We start from the raw sequence: 13588 nt of genomic DNA, 5'->3' as shown, positions 1-13588 counted from the left end.
TGAGCCCGCCGACGGAAAATAGCCGGGGCGGCGCCGTTGCTCCGCCGGACAGGCCGGCACAGACGCGCATCACAGGAAGGAAGGCCGAACGATCCGGCAGATGACTGACAGAAGCACCAACAGGACAGCCCGATCACCCGGACCGCTTGCTTCTCTTCCCGGTCTCACGCCTTGCGCAGCAAGGCTTCGTCCCCGCTACCGAGCTGCCGAGCAAGGTTGGCCGCCATAGCCTCGCGGGAGCATTGTCGCAGGTCGTCGTTGAAGTCGCCCAAGATCGGCATGAGTGGGATCACCTCGATGCCCGGCGTGGCGCAGCGCTCGGCGATGGCGGCAAAAGCTGCCTCGCCGGCCGTGTCGCGATCACGGGCGACATAGAGGCGGTTCACGCCTGCCGGGAACAGGAAAGCTGCCAGATGCGCGGACGACGTACAGGCCGCGAGAGGCATGGCGGGCAGACATGCGCGCAGGGAAAGCATGGTCTCGATGCCTTCGCCGATGATCATGCGATCCGTTGGCACGCCGAAGCGGACGGCATGGCCGAGAATGGCCCCCATGGTCTTTCTGGGATGAGCGACGGGTGCCTTGTCCTTTCCGGACGGGTCGAGCCAGGTGCGATGCACACCGGTGGTGCCGCCCGCATTGTCGGTGACAGCAGCAATCAGGGCGGGCCAGCGCGTCGGCGTGTCGGATGCGTCGTCACGGGACGGCCGGTAATGACAGCCGGGCAGGAACCGCAGGGGCGTGAGGTCGGCACCTGCTTCAAGGCCCCGGGACTGGAGGTAGGCTTGCGCGAGAGTGCCAGCGATCGGGCGGCTGCCCGACCAAAGCCGCAGGGCTGCGTCCGGATGGCCTGAACTGGTGCAACTGAGCCCGAACGGACGCAATCGCGGCACAGAGACTGGAGTTTCCGGCAGGGAGAGAAATCGGCGGGCCTCGCTAAGGGCCTCCCGCATGCCGGTGGTCCCAACCGAATGGGCGATAATGTCGAGCAGGTCGCCATGGTCGCCGGTGGCAGCGTCGGTCCATTTACCGGCTCGGCCTTTCTCGCCATCGACCAGGCGGACATAGAGACTGCGCCCCGGTGCGTTGTCGACATTGCCGACCAGCCAGTAACGCCCCTCCCTGCACCCGTTCGACAGATAGCGGCGGCATACCGCCTCGGCCTGCTGGCCAAGGCGGCGGGATAATTCGGTGGCATTCATGAGGCAAAGCTCCTGCCGAACAGAGAAGGGGTAAGGATGCGATGCGCGGCCCGGGACCGGCAAATCGGCGCGGTCAGGCTACCCTGGCGCTCTCGCGGCGGGGCAGGATGCGCTCGAGAGGATAGCGCTCGAGCAGCCGGGCGAGGATGGCGTGGCCGTCGCTGCCGGTCGGCACGAACAGGCGCAGCTTCCACGAGACGATTTCGGAGATGAGCCCGATCGCCTTCAGCCGGTCGAGCGCCAGATCGCTGAAACCCGCAAGCTCGATGCGCGGAGTACCCATGGCGCGGACCTGCTGGAGGGTCTGCCCTTCGCGCAGTTGCAACGCCGCTTCTCCGGACATGAGCATGGCAAAGGCGGCATCGGGCGCGAGTGCCGGTGCCTCTTCCTCGATGATCGCGGCGACCCATGCTGGCGAGACCTTGCGCCCGACAAAGCGCTGCCCGTCATCGGTCTGGAGCCGGTATACCCGGGTGCTTTCGTCGGGCAGCTGCTTCCAGATCGGCAGCAACAGACCGCTGACCATGTGCAGGGTGCTGGTTTCAAACTCCGGGATCGTCGCCAGTTCGGCCGTCCAGGCTGTCCTGAACGCTGTTTCGTCGGCAGGCTCCCAGTGGCTTGCCGCCATGGCCTCAACCGGCACCGTGCTGGCCTCGCCCGGGCGCACCAGTCGAATGCGGGCTTCGACCGAACCGTCGTCGCGCATCATGCTGCGCGCGGGCATCTCGACCGCCGCGCGGCCCGAGCGCTGGTTGAAGAGCAGCCGTCCCTGGCTGCGTCCGGCAAGCTCAAGTGCTTCATCCAGCGTAACCGTCCGGGTGCGATCCTTGCGGGCGATGGTCAGCAGGTCGGTCACAGCGCCGGTGCCGGGATGGGTATAGATGGTCCGGCGCGAGGTCAGCGCGAAGCTCTCGGCGCGCAGGGTCTCGAGGCCGATTTCATATGTGCCGCTGGCAATCGCGCCTTCGATCCGGCGGGAGAGCAGGTCTTCGAACGCGGTGAAGAGAATGTCCTGCAGCGCAATCGTCAGGGCCAGCATGCGGTTGAGGAAGGTCGTGATCGGCGGAAGCTCGTCGCGCAGCCCGCCGCCTTCGGCTTCTATGATCGATAGCCCGGTCGCCTGCTCGAACTGCTGGAGACTGCAGCCTTCAACCTTGCCGGCGGCAATCAGGGCATAGAGCTGGCGCAGGGCGTCGCGCGCATAGTGCGATTCGAGATTATCCTCGGGCCGGAACATGTTCTGCCCGCCCGTCTGCCGCTGGCCCCGTGTGATGGCACCAAGGCTGTCGAGCCGCCGAGCGATGGTCGAGATGAAGCGCTTCTGCGCCTTCACATCGGTCGTCACTGGACGAAACCGGGGCGGCTGCGCCTGGTTGGTGCGGTTGGTCCGCCCGAAGCCCTGGATGGCGTTATCGGCCTTCCACCCGGCCTCGAGCAGGTAGTGGACCCGCAGCCGGCGGTTCCGGGCTCCGAGGTCGGCGTGATAGGATCGCCCCGTTCCTCCGGCGTCGGAGAAGATGAGGATCCGCTTGGCATCGTCCATGAAGGCTTGGGTCTCAGCGAGGTTGGCGGACGCGGGACGGGTCTCGACGGCAAAGCGGACCTGCCCGCTGCCATCGCAGTGCGCGACAATGCGCCGGGCGCGGCCGGTCACTTCGGCGACCACATCCGTGCCAAAATGATGGAGGATCTGGTCGAGCGCGGCAGGCACCGGCGGCAAGGCGGCCAGATGCTCGATCATCTGCTGGCGGCGTGCGACCGCCTCGCGGCAGAGAACCGGCTGCCCATCCTTCCAGACCGGGCGCGATGACAGGTTCCCCTCCTCATCGCTGTAGGGCTCGAACAACTGCACCGGGAAGCTGTGCTCGAGGTACGACAGAACATATTCGCGAGGCGTGATGTCAACGCGGACGTCGTTCCACTCCTCGGTCGGAATGTCCGCCAGACGCCGCTCCATCAGGGCTTCCCCGGTCGAGACGATCTGCACGACGGCGGCATGTCCCGCCTCCAGGTCCTGCTCGATCGCGGCAATGACGCTCGGACACTGCATCGCGGTGATCAGGTGGTTGAAGAAGCGTTGCTTGGCGCTTTCGAACGCCGAGCGGGCGGCGGACCTGGCCTGGGCGTTGAGCGTACCGGTCACCGAAGTGACGTTGGCTACAGCAAGGGCTGCATCGAGGTGATTGTGAATGACCTGGAAGGCGGCGGCATAGGCATCGTAGATCCGCACCTGCTCGCCCGTCAGCGCGTGTTCAAGCATGTCATATTCGACCCCGTCGAACGACAGCGAACGCGAGGCATAGAGTCCCAGCGCCTTGAGATCGCGGGCCAGCACTTCCATTGCCGCGACCCCGCCGTTCTCGATCGCCGCCACGAATTCGCCGCGCGTCGCGAACGGGAAGTCTTCACCGCTCCACAGTCCGAGCCGCTGGGCATAGGCCAGGTTCTGGACCGTGGTCGCCCCGGTCGCCGAGACATAGACAACTCGTGCCGAGGGCAAGGCATGCTGGAGGCGCAGACCCGCCCGGCCCTGCTGGGAGGGCGTCTGTTCGCCCCGACTGCCCTTGCCGCCGGCGGCATTGGCCATGGCATGGGCTTCGTCAAACACGATGACCCCGTCAAAATCGCAGCCGAGCCATTCGACAATCTGCGCCAGGCGCGAGGCCTTGCCTTCGCGTTCCTGCGAACGGAGGGTCGCATAGGTCGTAAACAGGATGCCTTCGGCGAGGCGGATCGGGCTACCCTGCCGGAAACGCGACAGCGGGGTGACCTGCAGGCGCTCCTGCCCGAGGGCCGCCCAGTCGCGCTGCGCGTCTTCCAGCAACCGGTCCGACACCGAAATCCATAACGCGCGGCGGCGACCCTTGAGCCAGTTGTCGAGGATGATCCCGGCGACCTGGCGGCCTTTGCCCGCGCCGGTGCCATCACCGAGGAACCAGCCCCGCCGGAAGCGGACGGCGCCCTCCTGCTCCTCGCTCGCGGCCGACAGGACATCGAACGTCGCATCCACTGCCCAGGCTCCGGACAGAAATCCGGCATGGGCTTCCCCGGCATAGATCACTGATTCGAGCTGTGTGTCAGACAGCATGCCATCGGCGACCAGTCTCGCCGGGACATGCGGACGATAGTTGGGTGGCGGCGGTGCTACCGAGGCCATGGCCGCCGACTGGACCAGCGGCGTCGGATGAGGAACTGCGCCTGGGATGCGGAGCGACTGGAGCGTGTAAGGCTCGTAGATTGCCTCGCCCAGCTGGACGGCGTCTGCCGGGGCGCTGCCCAGCGTCTCGTAGTCGAGTTCGATTCCTTCCAGCGAAGGGACATTGCACTTCGGCGGGTTCGCGACTGCGACAGCACGGCTTGGCTGTGTCCCGGCAGCGCGTGCGTCCAGGTGCCCGATAGTCGGGACGGGGACAGACGGCGTGCAGTCCGGCCGGGGCGGCAGGTCGGTGAGGATCCAGTCGAGCAGGCTGGCAACGTCCGGGGCCATCCCGCGCGGCTCAGGGAAAGCAAGCGGATCGGCGGCAGGCAGCTTGTCGATCACGGTCAGGCGCGTGGCAATCGCGGTGCCGTGGGGCGCGAACACCTTGCCGGCAATCGCGGCGGAAAAGACGAGAGAGCCTGCGTGCTGGAGTTCAGCAAAGGCGTCCTGCCAGGCAGGATCATGGGGCGAGCAGTTCGCGCCGGTGATGGCGACAAGCCGCCCGCCGGGGGCAAGCCGCGCAAACGCCGAGCGCATGTGGCGCAAGGCTGCATCGCGGACCCGGCCCTTGACGTGGACCGCTGCCGAGAACGGCGGGTTCATCAGTACGAGGCTCGGTGACAGGTCGGGCTCCAGAAAATCGTCGATCTGGGCAGCGTCGTGGCGCGTGACCGGCAGGGTCGGAAACAGTCCGGACAACAGGTCAGCCCGGCCATCGGCCAGCTCGTTAAGGTGCAAACGGGCGCCCATAATCTCGGCGAGGATCGCCAGCATGCCGGTTCCTGCCGATGGTTCGAGAACCAGGTCACCGGGCGTGATCCGGGCTGCGACGGCGGCTACCAGCCCCAGCGGCAGGGGCGTGGAGAACTGCTGAAAGGCCTGTCCGTCTTCCGATCGCCGGGTCTGGGTCGGAAGCAGGTCGGCCAAGCGTTGGATGGCGGCGAGCAATGCCTGTGCTCCGCCCGGCCGCCTCAGCAGGGCCGCGCCATAGTGGCGCAGGAACAGGACCTGGGCCGCTTCGCAGGCTTCATAGGCAAGCTTCCAGCTCCAGCGCCCCTCGGCATCGCTGCCGCCGAAGGCTTCCTCCATGACCCGGCGCAACTGCGCGGTGGCAATGCGCTCACCCCGCGCGAGCAAGGGAAGCAGCGCGGTAGCTGCCGTGATCAGGTGACTGGGCTCGCTGTCTGCGGCGGCGCGGGGCCTTGCATGTGCGGCGCGCGGCAAGGCCGAGGCGGAAACGGGTAGAAGAGACATGACAGGGAACTCCGGGCTGAAGGTTGCGGCCCGGCACGATCTCCCTCGATCCTGACCGGGCTCGCTCGCGTCCCGGCCAGCCTCGTCCTCTCTGGTCCGCCGTGCAGGCGGACATGCGAAAAGGCCCGCCTCCGCGCGGGAATGCGCGGAAGCGGGCCGGTCCGGCAGCGCTGGTGTTCCCGTATGCTGGTGGTCAGGCGCTGAGGGCTGACGGCTCCACCTGTTCGTGGCGGTCCGGATCGGTGACAAAGCCGAACGCGCCGGGAGCGTATTCGCCGACCGGGACCCGGTAGTGTCGGACAGGCACTGCTCCGCGCGCACCGCCCATCGTCGCGACACAGTCGACCATTCCCGGATGGCTGTCCGACCGCACTGCCGAGATGACGATCCAGTCGGCCGCATGGACCTCGCGGAAACGGCGCTCGTCCTTGACGCGTGACTGGCCGGGGGCAAGCTCGATGCCGTGGATCGCCTCCCAGGCGTCCGGATAATAGGCGATCAGGCTTTCAGCCGCGATCCGTCGCTCCCGCGTAGTGAACAGGCGCGGGAAGGTGAAGGCTACCTTGGCCCAGTCGCAGTCCTCTTCGTACCAGCCATTGGCATGCCGCAGCAGCGGATGAACCGCGGCATTGCGTAGATCGTCGAGATGGAAGCCGCCATGCCCGGCGGTGGAGTGGCAACTGATCCCTTCACCATAGCGGCAGGATTGCTGGGCCGGACCCCACGGCGTCGATCGGCGCGCGGCCGTGGTCGGACGGGAAAGCCTCCGCAATTCGCGGTGGTGCTCGGCAATCTCGGCAACGTGATCCCGGAATGCGGTCTCGTCGGCAACGATGCCGCACGAACCCCAGAAGTCCTCGTCGGTCCAGTCGGCCATCGCCTTCTTGAGCCGCCAGGCATTGGCGATGCGCAGGCCGGTCCTCGCAGGAACCGCGATCCAGGAATGATCCTCCAGTCTTGCAGCGAGCAGGCCTCCGGCAGTCCTGCCGAACACCGGTGCGGGATTGGTCATGATCGTCATCATGCGGCCCTCCGCATCACGCCAAGTCCGCCTCTCTCATCTGCTTCGACGATGCTGAGGAAGGGGTTGGAATAGCGGTGGCGCGCCAGCCATTCGTGGGCTGAGGGCAGGTCTTCGGCCAGATGCTGAAGCTCGACCTTGCCATTCCATTCGGTCAGCACGCGAACCATGCCGGGGCGCGGCTGCTCGAGAATTGCGAAGTCGAGTGGACAAGTGAGCTCAAAATGCCGGCTGACGGTGAGAATCGTCACGCCTTCGGAGCCGTATTCGCCGATCTTCAGCACGAACCCAGCGGGCTGAAAGCTGCTGCCAAGCAGGCGGCGCGGGTAGATGGCGACAAGCCGGCCACTGCCGTTCCAGGTACGCCAGGCAGCTAGTTTGCGCCGGAAGCGCTCGGGCGACCGGGGCTGGTCATTGGCAAAGCTGATCAGGCTGCCAAGCGGCGCGGTGTCAAAAAGGTCATGGGCATTCATCGGTCTGGTCCTGTGATCGGGGCGCTGCGGCGTCATCGCGCGCGCGCCGGAAAGGGGATGGGAAGTGGCCGGGACGCGAGCAGGCACATCCCGGCCCTCGGGGGTCACTCGGCCGCGATGGCCCACGCGTCGAAGCTGCCGTCTTCACCGTCCTCGGGCTCCCCGTCGCCGGTGAGGAAGGCTGGCAGGTCGTCACTCGCTGCGGTGCTGACTGCGCCAAGATCGACAAGATCGGCGATGCCCGGCGTGCGCAGCGGTTCGGGCAGCCATGCGCTGTCCTCGAGCAGGCGGGCTGCCTCGCGGGCCATGTCGCCTTTCTTGAGGTGATCGATCAGCGCTGCGGTCTCCTCGCCCCGGGCTTCGGCCACCGCAGCAAGAATGTGCGGCTTGGTCACCCGGCCGAGGTAGTTCTCGACGCCCGGCTTCCAGCCTGCGGCCACCATGTCGAGATCGACTGCGCGGGCGAGGACATGGGCATGCTCGATGCGTCGCGCCACCGTGTGGGCGGAAACCCTGCCATCGTAGCGGCTGGCCGGTTCCCACTGCGCATTGATGCCGAAAGCGGCGCAATGGGCGAACAGGGCTGCCTGGTCGGCGCCGGTCATGGACAGAAGAGCTGCCCATAGATCGATGTCGTGCTCGGGCAGTTTTGCCTTCCACTGGTCATGCCGCGCGATGATCGCGCGGGCGCTGACCGAATCCGCCATGCCCGGCGCCTGGTGCGGGAAGCCGGTGCGATGCACCGCCACGCCGAGACAGCTTTCCCGCGCTCCATGGTAGAACGTCTGGAGGGCCATGGCATGGAGGACGACGGCAAAGGCCACGTCAGGGCGGTTCGCAACCGCATCCTGCAACGCCAGCGTGCGCTCTGCGGTCAGTTCGCAAACGAGCTTGTCGGGCAGCGGTTTGATGCTGCTCTCGTCTTCTTCGGGCTCGCCGGAAGGTTCGCTGCCCTGCGACGGTTCGCCGCCAAAGGGCCGATCGGCATCGACGCTTCCGGCATCGTGCCCATCTTCGCCGCCAGCATACCCGCCGTCATCCGGCATGTCCGAGTCAGGCTTCGGCTCATCCTCGGCGCGCACGAAGCCGCGTTCGACATGGAGCGATCCGTCGACATCGATGCTGATGAATACCCCAGCCATCGCCATGTCCTCGGGCGCGAATACCGGCGGGCGTTCCAGCAGCAGGGCCAGCTCCTCGTCGATCGCGGTCAGCCGCTGTTCGACCTCATCCGGGAGCTCGGAGACACGCTCGTAGTCGTTTTCGATACCCGCAGCTTCGGCCTGCAAGGCTTCGACCCGGGCCTGTTCTTCGTCGGTGAGCCCAGCGGCCGTGCCGGTAATGACGCGCATGCCGTCGCGGTAACCCCAGGGAAAATCGACTGCCGCCGCCGCCCATTTCCAGCCTTCGGCCTCGAGTTTTGCCACCTCTGCCTGCAAGCGTTCGGCGACCAGCTTGTCGAGCAGATGCACATCCTGCAGCCAGCCCCCGTGGTCATCCTCGAACAGGTCGCGCATGACGCTGCCGCCCGCAGTCACATAGGCCTCGAGCGTGACGAAGCGGACCCGCTTGTCGGAGGCGCGCACGGTATCTTCGGTCAGGCGCGAGCGGATATAGGCGGGCGAACGGTTGAAGCTGTGTGCCAGCATCTCCCAGACCTGCTCCTGCCGCTCGTGATCCTCGCAGACCGAGAAGGCCATCAGCTGATCGAGGGTCATGCCGTCATCGGCATAGATCGCATGCAGCTGGGGCGAGACCGCCGCCAGCTTGAGCCGCTGGCGCACGACAGCCGGCGTCACCATGAAATGGGCGGCGATGTCTTCAAGCCCCAGGCCCTGATCGCTCAGCACCTGCATGGCGCGAAACTGGTCGAGGGGATGCAGCTGTTCGCGGTGGGTGTTTTCCGCCAGCGAGTCTTCTTCTGCAGAAATGTCGCTGCCCTCGCGCACCACGCAGGGCACGGGCTGGGTCTTCGCCATGCGCTTCTGCTTGACCAGCAGTTCGAGCGCACGGAAGCGGCGGCCGCCCGCAGGCACCTCGAACAGGCCGGTTTCCTGGCCGGTATCGTCGAGTTGGGGGCGAACATTGAGGCTCTGGAGCAGCGTGCGCCGGGCGATGTCCTCGGCCAGCGCCTCGATCGAAACGCCGGTCTTGACCCGCCGGACATTGGCCTGGCTCAGGACCAGCTGGTTGAAGGGAATGTCGCGCGACTGCGACAGGATGATCTTGGAAGCAGCACTTGCCATGTCAGGTCTCCGGTGGCGGACCGCCGGGAGCCTCTCTCCCAGCCCCTGGCCCGTCACGAAGCCCCCGGCTTCCCTTTCCCTCTATGGGGCGGGCGCCGCCTGCCCGGGACGGCGACGCCCTTGCCCCGATCCCGCCCAAGGCCCGCGCGGCGTCCTCACGCCGCCCGGGCGAGGTCGGGGGCCTCCTCTTCCGCCCGTCCGAAAGCAAGGAGGAAGTCCGCAGCCTTCGAGGCGGCACTTGCGGCTCGCACGATGGCGCGGTTGTCCTCGCGCAGGATCGCCAGCCACGAGCCAAGGTAGTCGGCATGGCGCACGCTGGGTTCGATCCCCAGCGCCGCGCAGACGAAGGCGCTGGTCATCTCCGCGCACAGCTCCTCCCGGCCATATTCGGGCGAGCCGAACCGGCCGGACTGATCGCGGGAGAGCCGGCTCGGATGCCCGGTCCAGTGGCCCAGCTCATGGAAGGCCGTGCGGTGCCAGTTGATGGGATCGGGGAACGCCTCGGGGCGCGGGATCTGGATATAGTCGCGCGAGGGCACGTAGAAGGCTTCGCCGCCGACGATGCGGATATCGGCGCTGGTGGCGCGGATCAGGGCCTCGGCCTCTGGCAGGATCAGTGAGCGGTCGACCGGCGCGACCGGTGCGCTCAAGTCCTCGGGCAGGCCTTCGCACTGGTCGGTCGAAAAGACCGTGTAGCGCTTCAGGAACGGGATCGTGCCGGGAGCCCGGTCTTCCTCGCGGGCCCGTTCGCGCTCCTGCTGCGGGGTGTAGCGATGGGCATAGACCACGGTCATGCCCCGCTCGCCCTTGCGGACATTGCCGCCCAGTTCGAGTGCCTGCCGGAAGGTGAGGAAGCGGTTGGTGGTGAAGCCGCGTTCGATCATCGCGTTCCACAGGATCAGGATATTGATCCCGCTGTAGCGCGCGCGGGTGCTGGCATTGACCGGCAGGTCGAGCGCCGCTGCTGCCGAATCCCAGGGCTGAACCCAGGGAACGCATCCCTGTTCGAGCTGCGCGATGATGGCGGTGGTGATGTCTTTATAGAGGTCGGTCCGCTCGATTGCGGAAGCGCTGCGTGCGCGGAAAGATGCCATGGCCTGTCTCCTCGGACGGACCGACCAGGGGCCACTCCCTCTGGTTTCGGCACCGTCACGGCCGAAGCCGCCAGGCTCTCACTCTCCAACACTGTTGCCGCCGGTCGCGCGAGCGGTCAGCGAGATGACCCTGATAGATAAGGCGCACCCTGACAGAGGCGGCAAATGGCTTGCCAGCTGCCTGGCAGGCCGAAAGGCGGGGCCTGTCGTCTTTCGCAGGCTGCCCTTGTGATCATTACCGCCGGGTCAGAGTGCGCGCGGGGCCCGATGGTTGAAGTTGCCGCGCCCTAAGGAGCAGGTCCGTCAGGACCTGCGGGACAGAGCGCGTCATCAGCCCCGCTCCGTTTCCAGGGGCGTTGCGGGGTGCCCCCGCAGATGGGGTAGGTCGAGACAGCGCAGCGTCTCCGCCCGAGGGGAAGGCTTTCCCCCTTCCGGTATTGCAATCCCCATGTCGTCTTCTGCCACAGCGTCAACGGATGCACTGCAAACGATGGATGTTGATGCCATGGCCGAAATACTCGCCGCGGCAGCAATGTCGTGGCTTCCGCTCATCGACGAATTCCTTTGCCCCTTGCTCACCGGTTATGATTATAGAGCGACATGGATAGCGTGGATTATGGAATTGGGGCCTATACGGCACTCGAGGCCGCCCGGATGGTCGGGATGAGCCAGTCCACGCTTCGTCGCTGGTTGCTGGGCTATGAGCATGACAGCAAGCCGGAACCCGCGCTCTGGCATCCCCAGTATGAGCCTGACGAAGACGGCGTCCTCCTGGGTTTCCGCGATCTGGTCGAGGCGCGGATCGTTTATGCACTACGCAAACAGCGTATTGGCCTTCCAACGATCAGAAAGTGCATTGAACGGGCCCGGGAGATTGTCGGCGACGAGCGACCCTTCTCGACCAAGGCCTTCAGGACCGATGGGAAGACAATCTTTCTCGAGATAACCCGGGATCTCGATGAACCGGAGTTCATCGATCTCAGGAAAAGCCAGGGCGTCTTCAAGCGGGTCGTGGAGCCGAGCCTCCAGGATCTTGATTTTGGCCCGGGCGGGGCTGAACGCTGGTGGCTGCTTCACGGCAAGAAAACCGTCGTTGCCGATCCCACCCGCTCCTTCGGCCAGCCGATATTGGCCGAATGCGGCATATCGACGGCCCGGATGGTCGAGGCTGTCGCTGCCGAAGGCTCAGTAGAGCAAGCAGCGCGGGTCTACGAAATCAAGCCGCGGCTGATTCGTGATGCTCTTGCCTATGAGGCGAGCATCGGCAACCGAAAGGCGGCATGAAGCTCCTCGTCGATAACAATCTGCCGCCAAGGCTCGGCAGGGGCCTTGGGGCGTTTTTCGACGACATGCATACGGTGGTCCACATCAAGGACAAGTTCGGCACGGGCAGCCTCAAGGACGAGGAGTGGATTGAACTTCTCGGCCGGGAGGGACGCTGGTGTGTGCTGACTGCGGATCGCAATATCGCCAAGAAGCGACCATCCCGACAAATATTCTCGCATGCGGGCCTGATCGGCTTCTTCCCGGCACCTGCCGTAGCCAAATGGCCAATGGAACGGCAATGTGCCCGGGTGCTGACATTGTGGCCAAAGCTGGTCAGTATCTCTGAGACAGTAGCCAGTGGCTTTTACGAGATCAGCGCGACCGGTGACCGCCTGCGCGCCATGTGAGGGACCGACAGCGGTTTCGCACTCAGCACGGGCAGGCCGAAAATTCCGCCCGACTCATCTGTCGCTACGCTTCGACGAGATCGGTCAGCGAACCGGCGATTGATCCGCCTACGCTGCAAAAGCCGAACCTACTCGCAAGCTTCCGGAAAATTGGAGACAATTTGGAGACAGCGGCTCTGCGGGAGAGCTTTGTCTCCAGACCAAGGCCGGTCAGCCTTGGCTTCAAACCGTTGGTTTTCTGGGAGAAAACTGGAGCGGGCGAAGGGATTCGAACCCTCGACCCCAACCTTGGCAAGGTTGTGCTCTACCCCTGAGCTACGCCCGCTCGTGCGTTTCTGGCCGGTGGGAAGTGCCCCGTCCGGCTGGGGTGTGGGCGCCTCTAACGGTGACTCGGAAAGAGCGCAACACCAAAAATGCATGAGATGCGAAGTCTTTCGCAAAACCCCCGTTTCCCCTTGCCGAAGCGCGAAGCCTTCCCACATTGTGCGGCAAACCTGAAAACATCGACCGGAGACGCATCTTGGCCAGCATGGGGCTCAATCTCGACGAACAGAAGGCAGTGGACCGCTTCCGCAAGAACGTGGTCGAGCCGTCGATGACCAAGCTGGTGATTCTCGATTTCTGGGCCGAATGGTGCGGGCCGTGCAAGGCGCTGACGCCGGTGCTCGAAAAGGTCGCCGCCGAGTATGCCGACAAGGGCGTGATCCTCGCCAAGGTCAATGTCGACGAGGAACAGTTCATCGCCGCGCAGTTCCAGGTGCGCTCGATCCCCACGGTCTATGCGATGTTCCAGGGCCAGCCAGTGGCCGACCTGACGCCCGCACGCACCGAATCGCAGCTCAAGCAGTACCTCGACCAGATTCTCGCCAAGCTGCCGGTGCAGGGTGGTGAGCCGGAACAGGACGTCACCCCGCTGCTCGCGATGGGCGAGGAAGTGCTGGCCGAAGGCGATGGCGAGCGGGCAGCCAGCATCTTTGCCCAGATCGTCGAGATCGCGCCCGACAATGCCCCTGCCCACGCCGGCCTCGTGCGCGCACTGATTGCCGCGGGCCAGAAGGACGAGGCGCAGGCCGTGCTCGATTCGCTTGACCCCAAGCTCGCCGCCGATCCGGCCCTGGCGCAGGCGCGCTCGGCGCTGGCACTGGCCGAGGATGCGCCGGAAGAGGGCGAACTCGCGGCCTTGCGCGCCGCAGCGGCAGAGCGACCGGCAGACATGGACGCCCAGCTCGCCTTTGCCAACGGCCTCTATGCCGCCGGCCAGCGTGACGAGGCCGCGGCCAAGCTCCTTGCCATGATCGCCGCCGACCGCGAATGGAACGAGGGCGCGGCCAAGGCTCGCCTGCTGCAAATCTTCGAGGCGATCGGGCTGGAAGATCCCTGGGTTGCGGCCACACGCCGCAAGCTCTCCACCGTGCTGTTCGGTTGA

The 13588-nt window shown here is 65.8% G+C and carries 9 protein-coding genes and 1 tRNA gene; 3 read left to right on the top strand and 7 right to left on the bottom strand.

Features of this window, described 5'->3' with window-relative positions; genetic code table 11:
• Positions 1-164 precede the first annotated feature (164 nt).
• The 6 genes from HGI46_RS09065 to HGI46_RS09040 all read right to left on the bottom strand — a co-directional run bounded on the left by HGI46_RS09065 (position 165) and on the right by HGI46_RS09040 (position 10489).
• Positions 165-1202 carry a toprim domain-containing protein gene (locus HGI46_RS09065; protein WP_168903919.1) on the bottom strand — a complete coding sequence of 346 codons (1038 nt, stop codon included), beginning with the start codon at positions 1200-1202 and terminating at the stop codon, positions 165-167.
• A 73-nt stretch (positions 1203-1275) separates the two neighbouring features.
• The gene (locus tag HGI46_RS09060; protein ID WP_168903918.1) at positions 1276-5655 is read right to left on the bottom strand and encodes a strawberry notch-like NTP hydrolase domain-containing protein; all 4380 of its coding nucleotides are present in this window, start codon (positions 5653-5655) and stop codon (positions 1276-1278) included.
• A 193-nt stretch (positions 5656-5848) separates the two neighbouring features.
• Entirely contained in the window at positions 5849-6679 is an 831-nt protein-coding gene (locus HGI46_RS09055) for a hypothetical protein (protein ID WP_168903917.1), read from the bottom strand.
• The gene (locus HGI46_RS09050; RefSeq protein ID WP_168903916.1) at positions 6676-7149 is read right to left on the bottom strand and encodes a hypothetical protein; all 474 of its coding nucleotides are present in this window, start codon (positions 7147-7149) and stop codon (positions 6676-6678) included. Before HGI46_RS09050 ends, HGI46_RS09055 begins: the two co-directional genes overlap by 4 nt.
• Positions 7150-7253: 104 nt before the next feature.
• On the bottom strand, positions 7254-9395 hold the full coding sequence (locus HGI46_RS09045; RefSeq protein WP_168903915.1) for a ParB/RepB/Spo0J family partition protein: 2142 nt from the start codon (positions 9393-9395) through the stop codon (positions 7254-7256).
• Positions 9396-9550: 155 nt separating this feature from the next.
• Complete coding sequence (locus HGI46_RS09040; RefSeq protein WP_168903914.1) at positions 9551-10489, bottom strand: zincin-like metallopeptidase domain-containing protein; 939 nt, start codon at positions 10487-10489, stop codon at positions 9551-9553.
• Between the two features lie 600 nt (positions 10490-11089).
• Here HGI46_RS09040 and HGI46_RS09035 point away from each other — a divergent pair.
• Both HGI46_RS09035 and HGI46_RS09030 read left to right on the top strand, forming a co-directional pair.
• Complete coding sequence (locus tag HGI46_RS09035) at positions 11090-11773, top strand: hypothetical protein (RefSeq protein WP_168903913.1); 684 nt, start codon at positions 11090-11092, stop codon at positions 11771-11773.
• Positions 11770-12162, top strand: a complete 393-nt coding sequence (locus HGI46_RS09030) for a hypothetical protein (RefSeq protein ID WP_168903912.1) — start codon at positions 11770-11772, stop codon at positions 12160-12162. The genes HGI46_RS09035 and HGI46_RS09030 overlap by 4 nt, the downstream gene beginning before the upstream one ends.
• Before the next feature lie 250 nt (positions 12163-12412).
• On the opposite strand, the gene HGI46_RS09025 is transcribed toward HGI46_RS09030, so the two are convergent.
• A tRNA-Gly gene (locus tag HGI46_RS09025) sits at positions 12413-12487 on the bottom strand.
• A gap of 204 nt (positions 12488-12691) precedes the next feature.
• On the opposite strand from HGI46_RS09025, the gene HGI46_RS09020 reads away from it, so the two are divergent.
• The gene (locus tag HGI46_RS09020; RefSeq protein ID WP_168904178.1) at positions 12692-13588 is read left to right on the top strand and encodes a tetratricopeptide repeat protein; all 897 of its coding nucleotides are present in this window, start codon (positions 12692-12694) and stop codon (positions 13586-13588) included.

This window comes from Novosphingobium sp. ERW19 (assembly GCF_012641315.1).
Lineage (GTDB): Bacteria > Pseudomonadota > Alphaproteobacteria > Sphingomonadales > Sphingomonadaceae > Novosphingobium.
Note: the sequence above shows the minus strand (reverse complement) of the source record. Positions and strands in the feature narration are given on the sequence as shown.